Annotated in this window: 18 protein-coding genes; 9 read left to right on the top strand and 9 right to left on the bottom strand. The window is 69.8% G+C overall.

The genetic code is table 11. The features are described from left to right. Nucleotides 1-18: 18 nt before the first annotated feature. Nucleotides 19-1,563 carry a PQQ-binding-like beta-propeller repeat protein gene (locus J9315_RS02475; protein ID WP_232623712.1) on the bottom strand — a complete coding sequence of 515 codons (1,545 nt, stop codon included), beginning with the start codon at nt 1,561-1,563 and terminating at the stop codon, nt 19-21. A gap of 64 nt (nt 1,564-1,627) precedes the next feature. Here J9315_RS02475 and J9315_RS02470 point away from each other — a divergent pair, with 64 nt between their 5' ends. Then, nucleotides 1,628-2,260, top strand: coding sequence for a DJ-1/PfpI family protein (locus tag J9315_RS02470; protein WP_198499711.1), 633 nt, complete (start codon nt 1,628-1,630; stop codon nt 2,258-2,260). Between the two features lie 63 nt (nt 2,261-2,323). On the opposite strand, the gene J9315_RS02465 is transcribed toward J9315_RS02470, so the two are convergent. From J9315_RS02465 to J9315_RS02435, 7 genes are all read right to left on the bottom strand, one after another. Next, entirely contained in the window at nt 2,324-2,944 is a 621-nt protein-coding gene (locus J9315_RS02465; protein WP_198499712.1) for a response regulator transcription factor, read from the bottom strand. Continuing rightward, nucleotides 2,941-4,137: a sensor histidine kinase gene (locus tag J9315_RS02460; RefSeq protein ID WP_232623713.1), complete on the bottom strand. Its 1,197-nt coding sequence runs from the start codon at nt 4,135-4,137 to the stop codon at nt 2,941-2,943. Before J9315_RS02460 ends, J9315_RS02465 begins: the two co-directional genes overlap by 4 nt. Before the next feature lie 34 nt (nt 4,138-4,171). Continuing rightward, a complete protein-coding gene (locus J9315_RS02455; RefSeq protein ID WP_198499713.1) occupies nt 4,172-6,445 on the bottom strand; it encodes an MMPL family transporter in 2,274 nt (757 codons plus the stop codon). 96 nt (nt 6,446-6,541) lie between these two features. Then, nucleotides 6,542-7,108 (bottom strand): isochorismatase family protein, encoded by a 567-nt coding sequence (locus tag J9315_RS02450; protein WP_198499714.1) that lies wholly within the window; start codon nt 7,106-7,108, stop codon nt 6,542-6,544. A gap of 113 nt (nt 7,109-7,221) precedes the next feature. Further along, entirely contained in the window at nt 7,222-7,869 is a 648-nt protein-coding gene (locus J9315_RS02445) for a GrpB family protein (RefSeq protein ID WP_232623714.1), read from the bottom strand. Further along, complete coding sequence (locus tag J9315_RS02440; RefSeq protein ID WP_198499715.1) at nt 7,866-8,363, bottom strand: DoxX family protein; 498 nt, start codon at nt 8,361-8,363, stop codon at nt 7,866-7,868. Before J9315_RS02440 ends, J9315_RS02445 begins: the two co-directional genes overlap by 4 nt. A gap of 86 nt (nt 8,364-8,449) precedes the next feature. Then, on the bottom strand, nt 8,450-9,805 hold the full coding sequence (locus tag J9315_RS02435; RefSeq protein ID WP_232623715.1) for a CPBP family intramembrane glutamic endopeptidase: 1,356 nt from the start codon (nt 9,803-9,805) through the stop codon (nt 8,450-8,452). 263 nt (nt 9,806-10,068) lie between these two features. On the opposite strand from J9315_RS02435, the gene J9315_RS02430 reads away from it, so the two are divergent. Continuing rightward, nucleotides 10,069-11,622, top strand: a complete 1,554-nt coding sequence (locus tag J9315_RS02430) for an amino acid permease (protein ID WP_232623716.1) — start codon at nt 10,069-10,071, stop codon at nt 11,620-11,622. Nucleotides 11,623-12,425: 803 nt separating this feature from the next. Continuing rightward, a complete protein-coding gene (argG, locus tag J9315_RS02425; RefSeq protein ID WP_198499716.1) occupies nt 12,426-13,847 on the top strand; it encodes an argininosuccinate synthase in 1,422 nt (473 codons plus the stop codon). 195 nt (nt 13,848-14,042) lie between these two features. Here argG and J9315_RS02420 read toward each other — a convergent pair whose 3' ends face one another. Continuing rightward, nucleotides 14,043-14,738 carry an alpha/beta hydrolase gene (locus tag J9315_RS02420; protein ID WP_198499717.1) on the bottom strand — a complete coding sequence of 232 codons (696 nt, stop codon included), beginning with the start codon at nt 14,736-14,738 and terminating at the stop codon, nt 14,043-14,045. Nucleotides 14,739-14,999: 261 nt separating this feature from the next. On the opposite strand from J9315_RS02420, the gene J9315_RS02415 reads away from it, so the two are divergent. The 6 genes from J9315_RS02415 (at nt 15,000) to iolB (ending at nt 21,251) form a co-directional block, all read left to right on the top strand. Continuing rightward, entirely contained in the window at nt 15,000-16,175 is a 1,176-nt protein-coding gene (locus J9315_RS02415; RefSeq protein WP_211978721.1) for a Gfo/Idh/MocA family oxidoreductase, read from the top strand. After that, the gene (locus tag J9315_RS02410; protein WP_211978720.1) at nt 16,172-17,164 is read left to right on the top strand and encodes a sugar phosphate isomerase/epimerase; all 993 of its coding nucleotides are present in this window, start codon (nt 16,172-16,174) and stop codon (nt 17,162-17,164) included. The genes J9315_RS02415 and J9315_RS02410 overlap by 4 nt, the downstream gene beginning before the upstream one ends. Before the next feature lie 82 nt (nt 17,165-17,246). Further along, nucleotides 17,247-18,014, top strand: coding sequence for a GntR family transcriptional regulator (locus J9315_RS02405; RefSeq protein WP_198499720.1), 768 nt, complete (start codon nt 17,247-17,249; stop codon nt 18,012-18,014). 326 nt (nt 18,015-18,340) lie between these two features. After that, the gene (gene iolC / locus J9315_RS02400; RefSeq protein WP_249120999.1) at nt 18,341-19,384 is read left to right on the top strand and encodes a 5-dehydro-2-deoxygluconokinase; all 1,044 of its coding nucleotides are present in this window, start codon (nt 18,341-18,343) and stop codon (nt 19,382-19,384) included. Then, on the top strand, nt 19,384-20,295 hold the full coding sequence (locus J9315_RS02395; RefSeq protein WP_211978719.1) for a deoxyribose-phosphate aldolase: 912 nt from the start codon (nt 19,384-19,386) through the stop codon (nt 20,293-20,295). Before iolC ends, J9315_RS02395 begins: the two co-directional genes overlap by 1 nt. Further along, nucleotides 20,292-21,251, top strand: coding sequence for a 5-deoxy-glucuronate isomerase (iolB, locus tag J9315_RS02390; protein WP_211978718.1), 960 nt, complete (start codon nt 20,292-20,294; stop codon nt 21,249-21,251). The genes J9315_RS02395 and iolB overlap by 4 nt, the downstream gene beginning before the upstream one ends. Nucleotide 21,252: the final 1 nt, after the last annotated feature.

Genomic DNA, 21,252 nt, shown 5'->3' with positions numbered 1-21,252 from the left:
ACCACCTCGGCGGCATTCCTACCTGTCGACGACGGCCCACATCGTCGTCGACCGCTCACCGCTGACCAGGGCGAATCGCGAACCGGATGTCAGGGTCGCGAATTCGGGTGCCGGATGCTCGGACACCGTCGTGCCCGTCGCCGCATCGTAGAAGCTCGTCGTCTGCGCATCCGTGACGACGGCGAGACCGAGCTCGGGAAGCACGCCCTGACCGCCCCACGTGGGGCCGGAGTCGTCGGTCTCCGCAGCCGAGGACGCGGGGGAACGGGTCACCGGGGCACCCGCTGTCCACGCAGTCTCTCCGGTCGCCGCGTCGAGGGCCATGACGCTCGTATCGAGTCCCGGCACGACGACGAGCGCCCGCTCACCGGCGTCGACGGGCACCGACTGCGGTGCGCCGGGCAGTCCGATGACGTCGAGTGCGGTCTCCGGCGCATCGGCGAACCACCCCTGCGGTCCCCCATCCGAACCCTGGTACTTGATCGCCGAGGCGAAGAGCTCGGTCTCCACGCACGTCGGCTGACCAACGGCGGTGAACTTCACGTCGGCCGCGCAGACGGGATCGACCGTGTCGGCCATCGCCGCCTCAGCGACACCGTCGCCGACCTGCAGCACGGTGCCGTCGGTGGGCTCGAGCCCCGTGGATACCGTGAGATCGGCGGCGCGCGTGATCATGGAGCTGAAGGGATCGTCGGGGTCCTCGGCGCCGTAGACGTAGATGAGCGCCTCCGGGTCGGCCGTCGGATAGACGTCGTAGTGGTCCGCGCCGGAGTCGTCGGCTTTCCGCACCTCGGTCAGGGACACCGTGGCATTGGCTCCGGTGCTCAGGTCGATCCGTGAGAGCACCGAGTCCTCCCCGTCGGCGCTGGCCGATGCCCGCCCGTCGGCGAACGAGAGGTACCCGACGGAGCGATCGGGTGAGATGTTGACCTCGGTGCCGCCGAACATCCTGGCCTGCGGTCCCGTCGACAGCGCCGGCCACGCCTCCTTTCCCGTGGCCGGGTCGAGTGCGATGACCGCGACGCTGCCGTCCTCGCTCGTCGGTGTGCACCCGGGTTCGTCAGCGACGCCGAGGTAGGTGAGGAGCAGGAGATCACCCTCGCCGAGTTGGGAGCTGACTCCCGTGGTCTGGGAGCCGAACGACTCCGGCCGGTGGCAGGACCGGGCGTCCCCGGGGATCGCATACGACCACTGCTCGCTGCCGTCGGCCCACGCGTAGGCCGTCGTCCCCGTGTAGTCGTGGACGATGACGGAGTCACCGGCCGAGTACGCTTCGGCGCCGCCGCGTTCGTCGTCGATGACCGCGTCCATGCTCCACAGCTCGGTGCCCTGCGCATCGATGGCCCGCAGCTTCTGCGCGCTCCAGTCGGTGACGAGTGCCCGACCGACTCCGTCATCGACGACGAGCGCGGCCGGGTAGTCGAGCACGATCGGCTCGGCGAGTTCGGGGGTGGTCGTCGGCGTCGGCGAGGGATCGGCGCTCGGCTGACCCGGAGTGCAGCCGGCGAGCAGCAGCGCCGCGGCGGCGAGGGCGAGGACAGGGCGGCGCATCGGTGAGGTCATGGACAGATCATAGGTCACCTGTAGTCTCGTCGTTCGTGTCACCCCTCGCCGCTACGATGGGCCCATGAGCACCGAGGCACCGACATCGCGCAGCGTGGGCATCCTCCTCTTCGACGGCTTCGAACTCCTCGACGTCTTCGGTCCCGTCGAACTGCTCAGCGTGCTGCCCAAGGAGTACCGGATCACGTACATCGCCCCCGAGGTCGGACCGATCCGCAGCAGTCAGGGCGCCGAGGTGGTCGCCACTCAGTCGCTGTCCGCGGCCCCCTCACCCGACATCGTCCTCGTCCCCGGCGGGAACGGCACCCGGCGGCTCGTCACCGACCCCGAGTTCCTCGCCCGCCTGTCCACGTGGGCTCGCGCCTCACCGCTGGTCACCTCGGTGTGCACCGGGTCCGCCGTGCTCGCCGCCTCCGGTCTCCTCGACGGGTATCGCGCCACGTCGAACAAGCTGGCCTTCGCGTGGGCGTCATCGCAGGGCGACGACGTCACCTGGGTGCCGCACGCCCGCTGGGTCGAGGACCGTGACCGCTGGACGTCGTCGGGAGTGGCGGCGGGGATGGACATGACCGCCGCCCTCATCGCGCAGCTCTCCGGCGCCGAGGCGGCGGCCGATGCCGCCCGGTACGTCGAGCTCGAGGTCCATTCCGACCCGGACTGGGATCCCTTCGCCGAGCACTACGGTCTCGGGAAGTAGCTCACGGCAGGACAGGGCGCTGGCTCACGGCAGCGGAGGGCGCTGGATCGGCAGCGCAGGGCGCTAGACGAGCCCCGTGTCCTCGGCGACGCGGATCGCCCGCGCCCGCGAGTCGACGCCCAGCTTCGCGAAGACGTTGACGAGGTGGCTCTTCACGGTCGCCTCGGTGACGAAGAGCTCCTGCGCGATCTGCGCGTTCGACGCCCCCGTCGCGAGGAGCTTGACGACCTCGCGTTCGCGCCGGGTCAGCTGCGGTCCGGGATTGCGCATCTGTGCGATCGCCTTCGCACTGATCTCCGGCGGCAGGTACGTCTGCCCTCGGGCCGCCTGCTCGATCGCGACGGTGATCTGCGCCGGTTCGATGTCCTTGAGGAGGTACCCGGCGGCACCGGCGCTCAGCGCAGCGACGATCTCCGCGTCATGGTCGAACGTCGTGAGGATGAGCACGGCCGGCGGGTGCGGCAGGGCCCGCAGCTGCGTCGTCACGGCGATCCCGTCCATGCCGTCTCCCAACCGCAGGTCGCAGACGACGACGTCCGGGGCGGTGCTCGCGGCGAGGGCGAGCGCCTCGGCGCCGTCACCGGCCTCCCCGACGACCTCGATGTGCTCGGGTGCGTCGATGACCGCGCGCAGGCCGGCGCGCACGACCGGATGGTCGTCGACGAGGATCACGCGGATCGTCATCGGCCCACCCCTCTAAGCGGCACGGTCGCCGAGATCGCGAATCCGGCACCGGGACTCGTCTCGATGACGAGGTCCCCGCCGAGTTCGCGCATCCGCGCGGCGATGAAGTCGAGCCCGAACCCCGACTCCGAGCCTCGGGTGCGCGAATCACCGGCGTCGACCCCGACCCCGTCGTCGACGATGTCCATGCGGATCGTGCCCTCGGAGTCGGCGAGGCTGACATTGACCCGCGACGCCTGCGCGTGCTGGCGGACGTTGGCGAGAGCAGACTGGGCGGTGCGCAGCAGCGCCACCTCCACCTCGGCGGGCAGCGCGGTGATCGTCTCGTCGACGTCGAGTCCGGTGGTCATCTCGGTCTCCTCCTCGAGCCGGGTGAGCAGGCGACGCAGCGCCGCCGGCAGGGCGCCGTCCTCGAGTTCGGCCGGTGTGAGCTCGGCGATGATCCGCCGGATGTCCCGCGATCCCTCCGCCGCAAGATCCTCGACCTGCCGCAGCACCTGCTGCGCGTGCGGGTCGGTCGTCCGCTCCGCCTCGGCGTGGGCGATGAGCCGGATCGAGGAGATCTCCTGCGCCACGGTGTCGTGGACGTCGCGCGAGATCCGGGTGCGCTCCCGCAGCTCACCGGCGTGACGCTGGGTGAGGGCAAGCTCGTCCTGGAGGTCGACGAGGCTGCGGTGGGCGGCCTCGAGTGAGCGGATGAGCTCCTCCCGGCGCCGCCCCTCCCGCAGCAGCTCGATGTACCCGCGGGACAGGCCGAGGGCGAACACGGCGCCGATGAGGGAGCCGATGACGCTCGCGGTGCCCACCGTGCCGTGGTGGAGCAGTGGCGCGGCGATCGTCGCGAGGTAGGTCAGTGCGGTGAAGACCACCGCGAGGCGCAGCGAGAGGAGGTGCCCGGCGAGCAGCCAGAGGAGGAAGGCGACCCAGATGAACTCGGCGGAGACGATGAGCGCGACGAGCCAGATCGCGGCGAGGACGAGCAGCCACCAGCGCGCGAGCACGACCGTCTCGGCCCGCGCCGCCCGGACCGCCCCGAGGACGTACCACGCGAGGAAGACGAGGCTGACGGCGATGACCGCGGCCACCGGAGCGCCGACGACGGCCGCGCGGACGGCCGAGATCACGGTGAGGACGAGGGCGATCGCGTGCTGACCGATCTCCATCGTCCGCACGGTCCATCCGTGTGAGCTCACACCGCCCCCTTCCCTCTCCCCGTCAGGATAGCCGTCACCGGCCATGGGCGACCTCGACCCGCGGCTCCTCGACCGCGACCGAGCCCGCGCCTGACCGCGCGGGGGCCGCGGAGTCCGCGACCGCCTCGGCGCGGGCGATCTTCCGATTCGGCCACCAGATCCGGCTGCCGGCCAGCCCGAGGATCGCGGGCACGATGATCGTGCGCACGAGCACGGTGTCGACGAGGACCCCGACGCCGACGATGAGCCCGAGCTGCCCGAGCACCATGAGCGGCAGCATGCCGAGGGCCGCGAAGACCCCGGCCAGGACGATGCCCGCACTCGTGATGACCCCGCCGGTGTGGGCGACGGCCTCGATGATGCCCCGGCGCGCACCGTGGACCTCGGATTCCTTCTTCGCCCGGTGGGAGAGGAAGATCGAGTAGTCGATCCCGAGTGCGACGAGGAAGAGGAACGCGAGGATCGGCACCTGTGCGTCGACCGCCGCCTGCCCGAAGATCACCCGGCTCAAGGCCGCGCCGAGACCGATCGCCGCGGCGGCCGAGGCGATGTTGACGACCAGCAGGGTGAGGGCGACGAGCGGTGCCCGGAGCACCCCGAGGAGGATGACGGCGCTGATGAGAAGGATGAGCGGGACGATCGTGCGGAAGTCCTCGGCGTTGCCGGCGCGGGCGTCGATTTCCATGGCCGCGGCACCGCCCACCTCGGCGTCGGCTCCGGCGATCGCGTGGACGTCGGTGCGGATCGTCTCGACGAGGTCGAGCCCGTCGGTGCTGTCGGGGGCGTATTCGCCGGTGACCATGATCTTCGCCGTCGGCTCACCGTCGATCGTCGTCTCCGCGACGGGCACGGCGCGCACGACTCCGTCGATCGCGCTGACGGAGTCGACGACGTCGGCGGCGCGGTCGGCGTCGGCGACGACCCAGATCGGCTGGGACTCCCCGGGCGGGAAGTGCTCCCCCAGCACCGTGAGGCCCTGCGCCGACTCCGACTGGACCCGGAACTTCTCCTCCTGGTCGAGACCCACTGTTGTGCCGAGCAGTCCGGTCGCCATGATCGCGAGCACCGCGATGCCGACGCCGAGGTGGAGGCCTGGCCGGCGCACGACCCACGTGGCGATGCGGCGCCAGAGCGACGGGCGCGCCGAGGCGGTCGACCGGGCCGTGGCGGGTGCGGAATCCGCAGCGGTCGCCTCGGTGGGGGTGGTCACGGTGGTGGCGGTCGCCTCGGTGGGGGTGGAGGTGGGGCTCCCCTCGACGACACTGCCGTCGACCGTGGGCACGAACGGCCAGAACACGCGTGTGCCGCAGATCGCGAGCACCGGGGGCAGGGCGATGAGCACGGCGGCAGCGGCGATGAGGAGGCCGGCGGCTGCGGTGATGCCGAGCCCGCGGGTGCCGGGGATGACGGCGACGACGAGGCTTGCCAGGGAGAGGACGACGGTGAGGTTCGAGGCGAGGATCGTGCCGACGGTGTGCCGCCAGGCCGCGGCGAGCGCGACCCGGTGGTCGGCGACGAGGGCGAGCTCCTCGCGGTACCGGGAGATGAGGAGGAGGGCGTAGTTGGCGCCGGCCCCGAAGACGAGGACGCTGATGATGCCGGCATCGAACTGGAGGTCGAAGGCATCGCCGAGTGCTGCGGTCACCGTCGAGGCGAGCCCGTCGGCGGTGCCGATGACGACGAGCGGAAGCAGCCAGAGGATCGGTGAGCGGTAGGTGATGATGAGGAGGAGGGCGACGATGACGACCGTGACGATGAGCAGGGTGAAGTCGGCCCCGTTGAACGCCGAGGCGATGTCCGCCCCGATCGCCGGGCCGCCGGTGACGAGGAGGGAGACACCGGCATCCTCGAGCTGTTGGGCCCCGGAGTCGCCGGCGATCGTCTCCCGCAGCGCGTCGACGGTGTCGGCGGTCTCCGAGTTCGTCAGCCCCACGGTGATCGGCACCATGAGCAGTGCCGCCTCCCCGTCGTCGCTCGTCACCGGACCGCTGACCTCGGCATCCGGCTGGCTGAGGCTGCCGCCCAGGTTCGTCAGGCCCGACTCGTCGGCTGGGCTCAGGGCCTGCCCGTCGGTGCGGGAGGCGACGACCATGACGGTCTGCTCATCGGCCTCGGGGAACTTCGCGAGGGTGTCGGCGACCTGACTCGCCTCCGAATCCGGCGGGGCCGACTCCATGGGGCGGTCCTCCCCGGCCCCGGAGAGGAGCCCGAAGAGGAGGGTGACGAGGACGAGGACGGCGCCGAGGACGATCCACGCGCCGCGTTTCGACACGAGGGCCGTGCCGATGTTCGCAAGGGAATTCTTCATGCATTCAGCACATCAATTTCCCCGTCAGGGCACATCGGAAGAGAGTTGAGACTTCGTCTGCAACTTTCGATGGGGAGGGGAGCGAGGAGCGGCGGTTCAGTCGATGGTCGCCCCGGCGGCCCTCATCTCCGCGAGTGCCGCCGCACTCGACTCGGCGCCGACGCCGGCGATGAGATCGTCGAGCACGCGGACGCGCAGTCCCGCGGCGAGACCGTCGAGGACGGTGGCGCGCACGCAGTGATCGGTGGCGATGCCGACGACGTCGACCTCGGCGACAGCGAGGCGGGTGAGAAGCTCGCCGAGGCTGTCCCCGGTCTCCGTCGTCCCCTCGAAGGCGGAATAGGCGGGCACACCCTGGCCCTTGCGAACGGAGTGGGTGACCGCGCTCGTGTCGAGGAGGGGATCGAACTCGGCACCCGCGGTGCCGGCTACGCAGTGGACGGGCCACGAGTCGACGAAGTCGGGGGTTGAGGCGAAGTGGCCGCCGTTGTCGCCGTCGCCGTCATGCCAGTCCCGGGAGGCGACGACGGCGTCGTAGTCGCCGGCATGCTCGCCGAGGTAGTCGGAGATTCCGGACGCGACGGCATCCCCGCCGGTCACGGCGAGCGCTCCGCCCTCGGTGAAGTCGTTCTGCACGTCGACGATGAGAAGTGCCTTCGCCATGCTTCGAGCATAGGCGCTCTGCGTGAGAATGCCAGGGGTCGGCTCGCACGCGATTCGACGGTCTGGCGTGCGAGCCGGCAGACTCGAGTCGAGGCCGACCGCGGGTGAGAGCCTCAGGTGAGGCCGGCGGCGGCGAACGCTCGGGCGTAGATGTCGCGGATGACCGCCTGTTTGCGGGCGTTGTAGTCCATCATCGTCTCCCCTGCCGCGTTCGCCTCGGCGGCGGCACCGCGTTTGGCCTCGGCATAGAGCTGCCGGTCGGCGGCATCGCGGGTGAGGTGGTCGCGGAAGATCCGGTGCCGGGCGAACTCCGGGCAGTGCGGCCCGAAGACGTGGAGGTTCGAGTGCGGCAGACGCGGTGTGCCGTCGGCGTCCTCGTGGCGGAAGGCCCGGTGCTCGTACCAGCCAGGCTCGCGGACGGCGAGGTCGTAGCCGACGGCGGTGAGCGCCGGGCGGTAGGAGTCCTCGTCGCTCGGGTCGGCGACGAGGATGTCGATGTCGATGACCGGTTTGGCGGCGAGTCCCGGCACCGAGGTCGACCCGACATGCTGAAGCGCGAGCACCCGTTCCCCGAGGGCCTCCCGGATCATCGCCGCCAGACGCTCGAAGTCGTCCGCCCAGGCCTCGTCGTGGTCGACGACGGCGATGTCGGTCCGCAGACTCGGCTTCATCCACAGCTGCGGGTCGTCGATGTCGTTGAAGGTGACGACCGCAGCGGGTGGGACGAAGGCGGGATCAGAGCTGGTCGGCTCTGAGGTCACTTCTGCTTCAGCGCCTCTTTGGCCTCGCGATATCCGCGCTTCTCGCCCTTGCGACCGGCTTTGTCGGCGGCCTTCTCGATCGCCTTGTGCGGATCGTCGGTGCCGGCGATGAGCAGGAGCCCTCCGAGGGCAGCGAGGTTCTTCGCGAACTGCATCTTCTGGGCGGTCGCCTGCGGCTCCTCGTCCTCCCAGAAGGCGTGCCCGGCGATCGTCGTCGGGATGAGGGAGCCGGCGAGGGCGAGCGCGGACAGGCGCGGCTTGATGCCGAGCAGCAGCGTCGTGCCGGCGGCGAGCTGGATGCCGCCGTTGATGCGCACGAGGAGTTCGTTGTCATCGGGCAGGGCGGGGACGTACTCGCGGATCTTATCGAGCGTCGGCGCCGCCATCTCGACCCGACCTCCCGGGTTCGTCAGCGCGGAGTAACCGCCGATGATGAAGATCGGTGCGGTCGCCATGCGTCCCACGGTGCGCAGCAGCGATGATCCAAGTGCCATGGGCTTCTCCCTCTCGTCAGCGGTGATCGGATTCCGAGCCTATAGGAACCCCGGCCCCCGCTCAACGCTGACCGCACCCGGGAGCGTCAGGGGTCGACCACCTCGGCGACCTGGGACTTCACGGGATCATTCCGGCGAGGCGGCTTGATGCCGGGGAACCGCGACTCACGGAACTGCCCGGTGGCGAGGAGGACGATGATGATGACGGCGATGCCGATCCACCCGGCGACCCCGAGGGTCGTGACGAGCGCCGGGTCGGGAGTCGGTGAGTTCGCGTCGATGACGAGACCGAGGAGCATGCCCGCCGAGGCGTTGAGGGCGGCGTGGGCGGTGACCGCGGGCCAGACCGATCCGGTGCGCAGCCGCAGCCAGCCGAGCAGGATGCCGACCATGACGCACCCGACGACCATGAGTCCGAGGCCGAGGAGGTCGGGGCGGGCGAAGTTGTAGCCGAGCAGGATGAGCGGGGCGTGCCACAGCCCCCACACGACGCCGATGATGACGAGCGCCGGCCACGTGCCGAGCGGGCGGAGACTCGTGATGAGCCAGCCGCGCCAGCCGACCTCCTCCCCGAAGGCGAAGAGTGCGGTCGCGCCGGTGTTGACGACGATGATGAGGAGGTAGACGGCCACGGACACGGCGATCGGCAGCGTGCTGATCCCCGGGATCGCCTGCTGCGCCAGCCGGTAGCCCGAGAGCCCGAGCAGGTCGATGTCCATCCAGCCGAATGCCGCGGAGACGAGGTAGCCGGCCATGACGATCGCGTAGATGCCGAGCACGGCGAGACCGCTCATGCCGAGCACCCGACCGACCGGGTAGAGCGGCCAGAGACCAAGGTAGCGCGGGATGCTCGCGAGGCGACCGACTCCGGCTGCGAGGGTGTCGGGGTCCGCGGCTTCGGGGTCCGTTTCGGCGGGGTCCGTGGCTTCGGGGTCCATGCCAGCGGGCGCCTCGGGGTGTGCGCCGGGTGCGGGATGGCGTTCGGCGTTGGGATTGAGTTCGGCGCTCGGGCGAACCAGGGTCTTGGGGTGACGCCGGCGTTGGACGATCAGCGCGGCGATGGTGGCGAGGAGCGGCGTGAACATCATCGCCATCGCACACAGCTGCACAAGGACGGGATCGCTCAGCCCTTTGCCGGAGACCCACAGCGGCAGGCAGACGATCCATGCCAGGACCCCGGCGACGAAAACGAAGACTCCGACGGCCGGCCACGGGACGCGTTGCGGCACGACGTCGAGCGGTCGCCCCCGGTCATCGAGCCGGCGCCCGTCGTCATGCGGGTGTGCATGGTCGTGCGGGTGGGTGTGGTCGTGCGGGTGTCCGTCGTCGTGCGCGGGCCCGTTCTCGCCCGGGGTCGTGGCCTCGGATGTCGATGACTCGTGATGCTCGATCGCTCGACCCATGATCTCCTCCGCTCCGGTGCTCTCGGTGCCGGTTCTCACCGCTCCGGTTCTCTCCAGCACTCTCGGTGCCGTGTAACTCTCGCCGGCGCTCACCGCTCCGGCACTCTGCGTGCTCGTCCCCCCAATGTACGACCGCCCGGACCGCCGGGCCTCCCGCGCGCGGATGATCTCCCCCTCCGTCCCGCGGCCGAGCCGCCTCTCGAATCCACGGCCGACACGTCAGCCCTACCGGTTCGGCTTCGTCCCTGGTCAGCTACGATGAGCTGGTTGAATCACCGTCGATTCGTGCAAAGGTGCACCCCATGTCCGATAGTCCCCAGCAATCCGCCCAACCCGGCCCTGCCGACGGCCCCGGCACCCCCGCCTCGGCGAGCCCCGGCCGACACCTCTCCGATGGCGACCATCTCTCCGTCCTCGGCTACAGCGACTCCTTCGACCGGTCGATGAGCCTGTGGGCGAACTTCGCCCTCGGATTCACGTACCTCTCCCCGCTCGTCGGCGTCTACTCGCTGCTCGCCGTCGCCCTGGCCGCCGGCGGTCCGCCCTCGATCTGGTGGATCGTCATCGTCGCCGCCGGTCAGCTCCTCGTCGCCCTCGTCTTCGGCGAGGTCGTCTCCCAGTTCCCCATCGCCGGCGGCATTTACCCGTGGACCCGTCGGCTCTGGGGCAAGCGGTACGCGTGGATGGCCGCATGGGTCTACATCTGCGCGATGATCGTGACGATCACCTCGGTGGCGGAGTTCGGGGCGGGCTTCGTCGCGAGCCTCTTCGGACTCGAACTCACCCGCAACGTCACCCTCATCCTCGCTCTCGTCCTTCTCGTGCTGGCGCTGGCGATCAACTTCAGCGGCACGAAATGGCTCGCCCGGATCGCCCGCATCGGCCTCTTCGCCGAGCTCATCGGCGTCATCGGGCTCGGCCTCTTCCTCCTCATCTTCGAGCGCAAGCACCCGTTCTCCGTGTTCTTCGACGCAATGGGAGTCGCCGGTGAGGGCAGCTACCTCGCCGCCTTCATGGGTGCTGCCGTCGCCGGTCTCTTCCTCTTCTACGGCTTCGAGGCGTGCGCCGACGTCGCCGAGGAGGTCTCGGACCCCGCCCGCCGCATCCCCAAGGCGATGATCATGACGATCATCGTCGGGGCGGTCTCCGCGCTCTTCTCCTTCGGCGGCTATGTCCTCGCCGCCCCGAACCTCGACGCGATCGTCGCCGGCGAGGTCGCCGACCCGATCCCCTCGATCCTCGAGGGCAGCCTCGGACCGGTCGGCGCGAAGCTCTTCCTCCTCATCGCGATCCTCGCGTTCATCTCCTGCGTGCTCAGCCTCCAGGCCGCCGCCTCGCGCCTCATCTTCAGCTTCGCCCGCGACGGGATGATGCCCGGCCACCGGTGGCTCTCGAAGGTCACCGAGGGCACGAAGGTCCCCCGCAACGCCCTGATCGTCGCGTGCACCGCGCCGGCGCTGATCTGCGTGCTCATCTGGTTCAACGACGGCATCCTCGTCGCCGTCACCTCGTTCGCGATCCTCGGCATCTACCTCGCGTTCCAGATGGTCGTCCTCGCCTCCCTGCGGCAGCGGGCCAAGGGGTGGAAGCCGGCCGGGCCGTGGTCGCTGGGGGCGTGGGGCGCCGTCGTCAACGTCGCCGCCCTCGCGTACGGCGTCTTCGCGATGATCCTCCTCGCGATGCCCGGCGATACGGGCGCGTTCTTCTCCGACTACATCGTCCTCATCGGGCTCGTCGTCGTCCTCGCCGCCGGGTTCCTCTACCTGTTCATCGCGCGACCGGATCGGAAGTCCGATGCGCCGCAGGACGATGCCATCGCCGTCGCCGAGGCGATCCGATCCCACCAGCGCCCCTGACCCGGCCGCGCCGAGCCTTGGCGGCGAAAAGTACGGGTGCGTGGGAATCGCACTTCTGCGGGCGAAAAGTACGGGTGTGTGCGAAACGCACTTCCGTGGGCGAGAAGTCGAGCTGCCAGCGTCAATGCGGGCCAAAAGTCGAATTGCCCCACAACTAGGCGCCGGCGAAACTACTTTTCGCCGACACGAGGAGTGTGTCGCCCGCGCTGCACCGGCCGGAAGGGCGCCGCGCGGAACCTCGGCGGCGAAAAGTGCGGGTGTGTGCGAAACGCACTCCTGCGGGCAAGAAGTCAAACGGCCGGCGACACGAACTTCCGCGGGCAAGAAGTTGAGCCGCCAGCGACAGTGCGGGCCAAAAGTCGAATTGCCCCACAACTAGTCGCCGGCGAAACTACTTTTCGCCGACACGTAGGGCGTGTCGCCCCGCGGTGCACCAGTCGGAGGGGCATCGCAAGCCGTCGCGGCGGCGAAAAGTACGGGTGTGTGCGAAACGTACTTCCGCGGGCAAGAAGACGAACAACCAGCGACATCGCGGGCCAAAAGTGAAATTGCCCCACAACTAGACGCCGGCGAGAGTACTTTTGGCCGACACGAGGGGTGTGTCGCGCCCACCAGCACCGATCGGACGGGTGTCGCACGGCACGGCGTCGGGTTGCACGGCGCCCCGCCCCGACCGCCCTGTGGGGCGAAACGGCAGGCCACGGGCAGCGGAACGGCGGGCCGCCTCGGCGCTGGCACATAAAAATACATAGCTCTGCATAACAATTCGACACGGACGGCGTCGGAGAGATACAGTGATGACCATGTCGAAAGTTCTCTCAACTCTGCCCGTCGGCGAATACGTCGGCATCGCCTTCTCCGGTGGCCTGGACACCTCGTGCGCGGTCGCCTGGATGCGCGACAAGGGCGCGATCCCGTGCACGTACACCGCGGACATCGGCCAGTACGACGAGCCCGACCTCGACGGCGTGACCGCGCGGGCGAAGGAGTACGGGGCGGAGATCGCACGCTTCGTCGACGCCAAGCGCCTCCTCGTCGAAGAGGGCTTCGTCGCCCTCCAGTGCGGTGCGTTCAACGTCCGCTCGGGCGGGAAGACCTACTTCAACACGACGCCGCTGGGGCGGGCCGTGACCGGCACGATGCTCGTGCGCGCCATGAAGGAGGACGGTGTCGACATCTGGGGCGACGGCTCGACCTACAAGGGCAACGACATCGAGCGGTTCTACCGCTACGGCCTCATGGCCAACCCGAAGCTGCGCATCTACAAGCCGTGGCTCGACTCGACGTTCGTCGAGGAGCTCGGCGGGCGGCAGGAGATGAGCGAATGGCTCGTCGCCCACGGCTACCCGTACCGCGACTCCGCGGAGAAGGCATATTCGACGGACGCGAACATCTGGGGCGCGACGCATGAGGCGAAGAGCCTCGAGTTCCTCGACAACGGACTCGACATCGTCGAACCGATCATGGGCGTCGCCGCCTGGCGCGACGACGTCGAGGTCGAGACCGAAGAGGTCTCCGTCCGCTTCGAAGCCGGACGGCCCGTGGCGATCAACGGCGAAGTCTTCGACGACCCGGTCGCCCTGGTCTACAAGGCCAACGAGATCGGCGGCCGGCACGGCCTCGGCGTCTCCGATCAGATCGAGAACCGGATCATCGAGGCGAAGTCACGCGGCATCTACGAAGCCCCGGGCATGGCGCTGCTCCACATCACGTACGAGCGCCTGCTCAACGCGATCCACAACGAGGACACCATCGCCCTCTACCACGAAGAGGGACGCCGTCTCGGCCGCCGGATGTACGAGGGCCGGTGGCTCGACCCGCAGTCGCTCATGCTCCGCGAGTCCATGCAGCGGTGGGTCGCCTCGGCGATCACCGGTGAGGTCACCCTGCGCCTGCGCCGCGGTGACGACTACACGATCGTCAACACCGAGGGCCCCAACCTGTCCTACCACCCGGAGAAGCTGTCGATGGAGCGCGTCGGCGACGCCGCGTTCGGCCCCGAGGACCGGATCGGGCAGATGACGATGCGCAACCTCGACATCGCCGACTCCCGTGCCCGCCTCGAGCAGTACGCGGCGATGGGCATCGTCTCCGGCCCGACCTCGGAGCTCGTCGGCTCGCTCGAAGCCGGAGGCGCCGAGGAGATCGCAAGCTCCCCGGTCGACGTCGATGCCGCGACCGACCGTTCAGGTCTCTCCGCCGCGTTCGACGCCGGCACGGACTGAGGTCACCACGGACTGAGGTCACCGGGCGAGGGCGCCCACACTGACACAGCGACGCCCCCGAGTCGGATCCGACTCGACATCATGACGATTCTCGAGCTCGATTCCCCTCGGGGGCGTCGTGTCAGGCGGCAGATCCCCGCATGCAGGCCGCCGACCTCAGCCGATCACCCGGCGCCAGCGGTGTCTGGAGCGGCCTCACGCCATCATCGTCGTCGCGGCCTCGTCGATGAGGTCGGCGACGGCCTTCGGCTGCGAGGCGAGCGAGGCGTGACTGGCGTCGAGGTCGATCGTCTTCTGCGGCTGCATCCGCTCGGCCATCCGGCGCTCGTTGTCCGGGGCGATCATCCGGTCCTGCGTCGAGACCTGGTACCACGTCGGCTTCGCCTTCCACGCCGGAGCCGTGATCATGTCCTCGAACGTCGAGCCCAGCGGCGCCTTCTGCGTCACCGCCATGACGAGGGCCTGCTCGTCGCCGAGGTCCTGGCAGAAGTTCTCGTGGTACTTGTCCTGGGCGATCCAGAGGTAGCCGTCGGAATCAGGCGCGATGCTCGCGGCACCCTCGGGCGGCATCTCCTGGGTGATCCCGCCGGGGCTCTCCCCGGCGTCGGGGGCGAACGCCGCGATGTAGACGAGGCCGAGGACGTTCGGCTGGTCGCCCATCTCGGTGATGACGGCACCGCCGTAGGAGTGGCCGACGAGGATGACCGGGCCGTCGATCTGGGCGACCATCTTGCGCGTGCGCTCGGCATCGTCGCCGAGCGAGGTGAGGGGGTTCTCGACCGCGTGGAGGTCGGTGTAGCCCATCTTGCTCAGCTCGACGATGACATCGGCCCAGTGGGCGGCACCTCCCCAGAATCCGTGGACCAGGACGACAGCAGGCTTCTCTGACATGTGTACTCCTCGGTTCGGGATAGGCGCTGCTGATCAGCGTCTTCCCACCATTGACGGGACGTGCCGGGCCGACGGCCCACTGTGAGAATACAACGGGACTTGATGCTGTTACCGGGGAGTCTCCTGGGAACCCGAGGCCCGATCGCGTCTCAATCGACCCTCGATTAAATGTCTGGACAAATTAACCGTCCGAAACTCTTTTGACCGGACAAATATCTCGCTATGGTGGAGGTGCCCACCTCGATCTTCGAAGGAGAAGTCATGGTCAACACTCTCGGCGTCGCCGTCATCGGCGCAGGCATGGCCGGTCGCGCACACGCCGCCGCCTGGCGCGCAGCCCCCAGCGAATCCACTCCCCCGGTCCGGCTCGTCTCCGTGTGCGACATGGTCCCCGAGGTCGCCGAGGCGGCCGCCGCCCACTTCGGCTACGAGCGCTACGACACCGATTGGCGCACCATCGTCGACGCCGAGGACATCGACATCGTCAGCGTCGTCGTCGCGAACTCCCTCCACCGCGAGCTCGTCGAGGCCCTGCTCGCCGCCGGCAAGAACGTCCTGTGCGAGAAGCCGCTGACCGACACCATCCCCGACGCCGAGGCGATGGTCGCCGCGGCCGAGGCCGCACCGACGATTGCGCGACTCGGCTTCACCTTCCGCCGCGCACCCGGGATCGCCGCGATCGCCGAACTCGTCGCCGACGGCACCCTGGGCCCCGTCCACCACATCGACGCCCACTATTGGACCGACTACGCGTGCTCACCGCTGGCCCCGATGAGCTGGCGCTACACCGGCGACATGGGCACCGGGGCCCTTGCCGACCTCGGCAGCCACCTCACCGACACCGTCGAATTCATCGCCGGCCCGATCCTCGCGGTCTCCGGCGGCCGGTTCCACACCGCGATCACCGAACGCCCGCTGCCGCTCGGTCACGTCATCGGCCACGACCACGTCGAGGTCAGCGATGAGTACGAGCCGGTGACCAACGACGACTACGCCGGCTTCGGCGTCGAATTCCCCACCGGATCGGGCACGATCCAGGTCTCGCGCATCTCGGCCGGCCACCCGAACACGCTGGCCGTCGAGGTCTTCTGCGAGAACGGCTCGGCCCGCTTCGACATGCGCTCGCCCGGCTCGATCGACCTCGGCACGACGAGCGGCGACCCGCTGCGCGACGGGCTGACGACGGTCCAGCTCGGCCCCGCCCACCCCTACATCGCCGATGGCCTGCCGATGGCGGCCCCCGGCATCGGCATCGGCCAGAACGACGGCTTCGTCTTCCAGGCCCGCTCCTTCCTCCAGGAGGTCGGCGGTCGCCCCGCCGCCGACTCCCTCCCCCGCTGCGCGTCCTTCGGCGAGGGCCTTCACGCCCTGGCGGTGCGCGACGCCGTCATCGCCTCGGCGGCACACGCCGGTGCCCGCGAGGAGGTGACGGCGTGAAGTTCGGCGTCTACACGGCGATCCTCCACGATCGCCCGCTGCCCGAGGCGCTCGCCGTGATCCGCGACCTCGGCCTCGACGCGGCGGAGATCAACGTCGGCGGCTTCCTCCCACCCGTCCACATGCCGACGATCGATGAGATCCTGACCTCCGACACCGCCCGCGACGACTACCTCGGCCTCTTCGCCGAGGCGGGCGTCGAACTCGCGGGCCTCAACGCCAACGGCAATCCCCTCCACCCGGATCCGCGCATCGGCCCGCCCACTCTCGCCGACATCGACCGCGCGATCCGCGTCGCGCACCGACTCGGCCAGACCCGGGTCGTGACGATGTCCGGTCTTCCCGGGGCCGGCGCCGAGGCGGCCGTTCCCACCTGGATCGTCAATCCCTGGGAGTCCTCCCTCCTCGACATCCTCGACGACCAGTGGGCCCGCGCGGTCCCCGTGTGGCGCGACCTCGACCGACTCGCCGCCGACCACGGGGTGAGGATCGCCATCGAGATGCACCCGCACAACCTCGTCTTCAATCCCGCGACCCTCGAACGCCTCATCGATGCCGCGGACGCGGAGAGCATCGGCGCGGAGATGGACCCCTCCCACCTCTTCTGGCAGGGGATCGATCCGATCGCCGCGATCGACCACCTCGGCGAGCGGGTCTATCATGCCGCCGCCAAGGACGTGCGGATCAATCCGGCCGCCGCGATCCACGGCGTCCTCGATGACCGCCACACCCGCTTCACCGGCGACCGGATCACGCGGATCCGCGGGGATGCGGCGATCAGCCGGTGGCCTGCGGAGTCGGCGTGGGATTTCGTCGCCCTCGGCCGCGGCCACGACCAGGCGTTCTGGGACCGGTTCGTCGCGGCCCTCCACGCCGTCGACCCGGACATGGCCGTCCACATCGAACACGAGGACGAGGATCTCGGCCGGATCGAAGGACTCGAAACCGCCGCCGAGGTGCTCCTCACCGCCCGTGGTCACGTGGCGTGAGAACGTCGGAAGGTCCAGTGCGCCGAGGCGGTCGGGCGGGCGTCCGCGCCCGGTAAGCTCGGGGAGAGAACAAGGAGAGAACATGGCGCGTGCACCCGAGATCGAGCTCACCGAGGAGTTCTTCGGTCCCCTCGACCGCGCGAGCGGTGCGACGCCTCTCTACGTCCAGATCGCCCGCCGGCTCGAAGCCGCGATCGCCGCGGGCGATCTCGCCGCCGGCACGAGGCTGGAGAACGAGGTGTCGATGGCCAAGCGCCTCGGCCTGTCCCGGCCGACGATCCGCCAGGCGATCCAGGACCTCGTCGACAAGGGGATGCTCGTGCGCCGCCGCGGCGTCGGCACGCAGGTGCTCCAGCGACCCGTCGCCCGGGCCGTCGATCTCACGAGCCTCAACGAGGACCTCGAGAAGTCGGGCAACAAGCCGGCGACGACGGTGCTCTCCCACCAGGTCATGGCCGCTGACCGCGACACCGCCGACCACCTCGGCGTCGCCGAGGGAGCACCGACGCTGCATCTGCGCCGACTGCGGCTCATCGGGGCGACTCCGCTCGCCCTCCTTCACAACATCCTGCCGGAGCCGTTCACCGACATCACGGCGGGCGAACTCGTCACTACCGGGCTCTACGAGACGCTGCGGGCGCGCGGGGTCGTCTTCTCCGTCGCCCACCAGCGCATCGGCGCACGCGCTGCCGCCTCCGACGAAGCCGATCTCCTCGACACCCCCGCCGAGGCACCGCTGCTGACGATGCAGCGGACCGCACTCGACAACTCCGGCGCGATCGTCGAATGGGGAGACCACTGCTACCGGCCCGATCTCTACTCGTTCGAGACGACCCTCGTCGCCCGGTGACGCGCGGGCGCAGCGATCGGCGGGGTGACCCCGCGGGCAGCTGCGCCGGATCGCCGACTCCGTCGTCGCCCCAGCGATCTGCCACGCCGGGTTCTGGCATGCAGCGATCTGCCCCGCCGGGCCCTCGGCGCGCCGGCCAGATACGCGCCCCCATCCTCAGCATCGCCGAGACGATCCCCGAGACGAAAAAAGGGGGTGACGCAGGCCTCCAAGAGTGATATTGTCATGACAAATAGTTTGTCCTGACAAAGATTGAGCATCCGCTCGGACTGCGTCAGACCACGGACTCACGGCAACGCCGCCGCACGGAAGGAACGGAAACGCCCATGCCCCAGGCACCCTCCTCGGAGCCGCAGACCACCACCGGCTCGACTGCGCCCTTCGACCTCGTCAGCATGGGTCGGATCGGCGTCGACATCTACCCGCTCCAGGACGGTGTCGGCCTCGCCGAGGTTGCGACCTTCGGCAAATACCTCGGCGGTTCGGCCTCGAACGTCGCCGTCGCCGCGGCACGGTACGGGCTCGACTCGGCCGTCATCACCGCGACCGGCGACGATCCCTTCGGGCGCTACCTCAAGGCAGAGCTCACCCGCCTCGGCGTCGACAACCGCTTCGTCGGCACCGATTCCGAGCACAACACGCCGGTGACGTTCTGCGAGATCTTTCCGCCCGATGACTTCCCGCTCTACTTCTACCGCGATCCGATCGCCCCCGACCTCACGATCACTGAGGCCGACCTCGACCTCGCGGCGATCGCGCAGGCGCGGATCTTCTGGGCCACCGTCACCGGGCTGAGCCGCGAACCGAGCCGGACGGCCCACCACGCCGCGTGGCGGGCGCGGGGCCGCGCCGAGCACACGATCCTCGACCTCGACTACCGCCCGATGTTCTGGTCCGATCCGGCCACCGCCACCGCCGAGGTGGGCCGTGCCCTCGAGCATGTCACCGTGGCCGTGGGCAACCGCGAGGAGTGCGAGATCGCCGTCGGCGAGACCGACCCCGACCGTGCCGCCGACGCCCTGCTGGAACGCGGCATCGAACTCGCGATCGTCAAGCAGGGACCCAAGGGGGTGCTCGCGAAGACCGCGACCGAGCGCGTCGAAGTCCCGCCCTACCCCGTCGACGTCGTCAACGGCCTCGGCGCCGGCGACGGCTTCGGCGGTGCGCTGTGTTTCGGGCTGCTCGCCGGCTGGGACCTCGACTACCTCCTGCGCTTCGCCAACGTCGCCGGCGCCATCGTCGCGACCCGCCGCGAATGCTCGACCGCCATGCCCACGACCGCCGAGGTCACCGACGTCGTCGGAACCACCCCGACCGCCTCGGCGAATGACACCACGACCCCCGCCGCCGCGACATCGAAGGACCGCTGATGCCGACCTCCACCCTCTCCCCCGCCGCGCTCGCCCGCCTCCGCGATGCCCGCTTCGACGACCCGGGCGCGATCTCCGCCGCCTGGTCGGCCCGGACGCGGCGTTCGATCGGCGGCAGCGACTCCCGCCTCTTCATCGTCGCCGCCGACCATCCCGCCCGCGGCGCGAACAAGGTCGGCGACGACCCGCTCGCGATGGCCGACCGCGCAGACCTCCTCGAGCGGCTCGCGACCGCACTGGCCCGCCCCGGCGTCGACGGAGTCCTCGCCACCCCCGACATCCTCGACGACCTCGCGTTCCTCGGCTGCCTCGAGAACCGGCTCGCCGTCGGCTCGATGAACCGCGGCGGGCTCGCCGGCTCCGGTTTCGAGATCGACGACCGCTTCACCGGCCACACCGCCGCCGGCATGGCCCGCGACGGCATCGACCTCGCGAAGACCCTCCTGCGCATCAGCCTCGGCGACCCGGCGACCGCCTCGGCGCTCGAGGCCAACGCCCACGCCATCAACGCGTGCGCCGAGCACGACATCCCCGTCATGCTCGAGCCCTTCCTCAGCGAATGGGTCGACGGGAAGGTCCGCAACCTCCTCACCCCCGAGGCCGTCATCACCTCGATCGGCATCGCCCAGGGACTCGGCACCACCTCGGCGCACACGTGGCTGAAGATCCCCGTCGTCGACGACATGGAGCGCGTCCTCGCCGCGACGACCCTGCCGACCCTCCTCCTCGGCGGCGAGCGCTCGAACGACCCGGAGGCGACGTTCCGCAGCTGGGAGGCAGCGCTGGCACTGCCGGGAGTGCGCGGTCTCGTCATCGGCCGCTCGATCGTCTACCCCGCCGACGGCGACGTCGCCGGGGCCGTCGACCGCGCCGCCGCGCTCGTCCACGGATCCGAGAGGGCCACAGCATGACCAACGAATGGTTCCACCCCCGCGGAACGCTCGCCCGTGACGGCTTCGAATCGAACGTCGACGCGACGTTCGAGGGCTGGGCGCACACGGGGCTGAAGATCGCCGACCTCGGCGGTCCGGTCCCCACGGAGACTGACGGCAGCGGGGACCGCGACGGCAGCATCGATCTGCCCGCCGAGGCGGTCGAACGGGTCATCGTTCCGCTGAGCGGGGAGGCGTTCACCGTCGACTACGCCCTGGCCGACGGCACGACCGGAACGCAGGCGCTGACCGGCCGGCCCTCGGTCTTCCACGGTCCCGCGGACTGCCTCTACCTGCCCACGGGCGCCTCGGCGAGCCTGCGCGGGGTCGGTCGCCTTGCGGTCTGCGAGGCCCCGACGACGGAGACCCGCCCGGTCCAGTTCCTCACCGCCGCCGAAGTCCCCGTCGAACTCCGCGGTGCGGGCCGCTCGAGCCGCCAGGTCCACAACTTCGCGACCCCCGCGGGACTCGACTGCGTGAAGATCATCGCGTGCGAGGTCATCACGCCCGCGGAGAACTGGTCGTCCTTCCCGCCCCACAAGCACGACGAGGCGATCGCCGGAGAGGAGTCCCGCCTCGAGGAGATCTACTACTTCGAGACGGCCGTCTCCCGCGGTGTCGACGCCCCCGCGTCCGCCGACCCGTTCGCCCTCTTCACGACGTATTCGTCCCCGGCCGGGGAGATCGAGACCTCGGCGATCGTGCGCACCGGCGACGTCGCCCTCGTCCCCTTCGGCTATCACGGGCCGCTCGCGGCCGCCCCGGGCTATGACAACTACTACCTCAACGTCATGGCCGGCCCCGACCCCGAGCGCGTGTGGCTCATCTCCGATGATCCGGCGCACGGCTGGGTGCGGGAGCAGTGGGAGGGCCAGGAGTTCGACGACCGGCTGCCCTACGGGCGTGAGACTGCAGATGCGACGGAGGAGAACTGAG

Origin of the sequence: Brevibacterium sp. W7.2 (genome assembly GCF_018137945.1) — a bacterium.
In the GTDB taxonomy this organism is placed as follows: Bacteria; Actinomycetota; Actinomycetes; order Actinomycetales; family Brevibacteriaceae; genus Brevibacterium; species Brevibacterium sanguinis.
Note: the sequence above shows the minus strand (reverse complement) of the source record. Positions and strands in the feature narration are given on the sequence as shown.

Excerpts from the sequence above, each read along its gene's own strand:
- J9315_RS02475 (WP_232623712.1), bottom strand. The coding sequence starts at position 1,563 with ATGACCTCACCGATGCGCCGCCCTGTCCTCGCCCTCGCCGCCGCGGCG.
- J9315_RS02470 (WP_198499711.1), top strand. The coding sequence starts at position 1,628 with ATGAGCACCGAGGCACCGACATCGCGCAGCGTGGGCATCCTCCTCTTC.
- J9315_RS02465 (WP_198499712.1), bottom strand. The coding sequence starts at position 2,944 with ATGACGATCCGCGTGATCCTCGTCGACGACCATCCGGTCGTGCGCGCC.
- J9315_RS02455 (WP_198499713.1), bottom strand. The coding sequence starts at position 6,445 with ATGAAGAATTCCCTTGCGAACATCGGCACGGCCCTCGTGTCGAAACGC.
- J9315_RS02450 (WP_198499714.1), bottom strand. The coding sequence starts at position 7,108 with ATGGCGAAGGCACTTCTCATCGTCGACGTGCAGAACGACTTCACCGAG.
- J9315_RS02440 (WP_198499715.1), bottom strand. The coding sequence starts at position 8,363 with ATGGCACTTGGATCATCGCTGCTGCGCACCGTGGGACGCATGGCGACC.
- J9315_RS02430 (WP_232623716.1), top strand. The coding sequence starts at position 10,069 with ATGTCCGATAGTCCCCAGCAATCCGCCCAACCCGGCCCTGCCGACGGC.
- argG (WP_198499716.1), top strand. The coding sequence starts at position 12,426 with ATGTCGAAAGTTCTCTCAACTCTGCCCGTCGGCGAATACGTCGGCATC.
- J9315_RS02420 (WP_198499717.1), bottom strand. The coding sequence starts at position 14,738 with ATGTCAGAGAAGCCTGCTGTCGTCCTGGTCCACGGATTCTGGGGAGGT.
- J9315_RS02415 (WP_211978721.1), top strand. The coding sequence starts at position 15,000 with ATGGTCAACACTCTCGGCGTCGCCGTCATCGGCGCAGGCATGGCCGGT.
- J9315_RS02405 (WP_198499720.1), top strand. The coding sequence starts at position 17,247 with ATGGCGCGTGCACCCGAGATCGAGCTCACCGAGGAGTTCTTCGGTCCC.
- iolC (WP_249120999.1), top strand. The coding sequence starts at position 18,341 with ATGCCCCAGGCACCCTCCTCGGAGCCGCAGACCACCACCGGCTCGACT.
- J9315_RS02395 (WP_211978719.1), top strand. The coding sequence starts at position 19,384 with ATGCCGACCTCCACCCTCTCCCCCGCCGCGCTCGCCCGCCTCCGCGAT.
- iolB (WP_211978718.1), top strand. The coding sequence starts at position 20,292 with ATGACCAACGAATGGTTCCACCCCCGCGGAACGCTCGCCCGTGACGGC.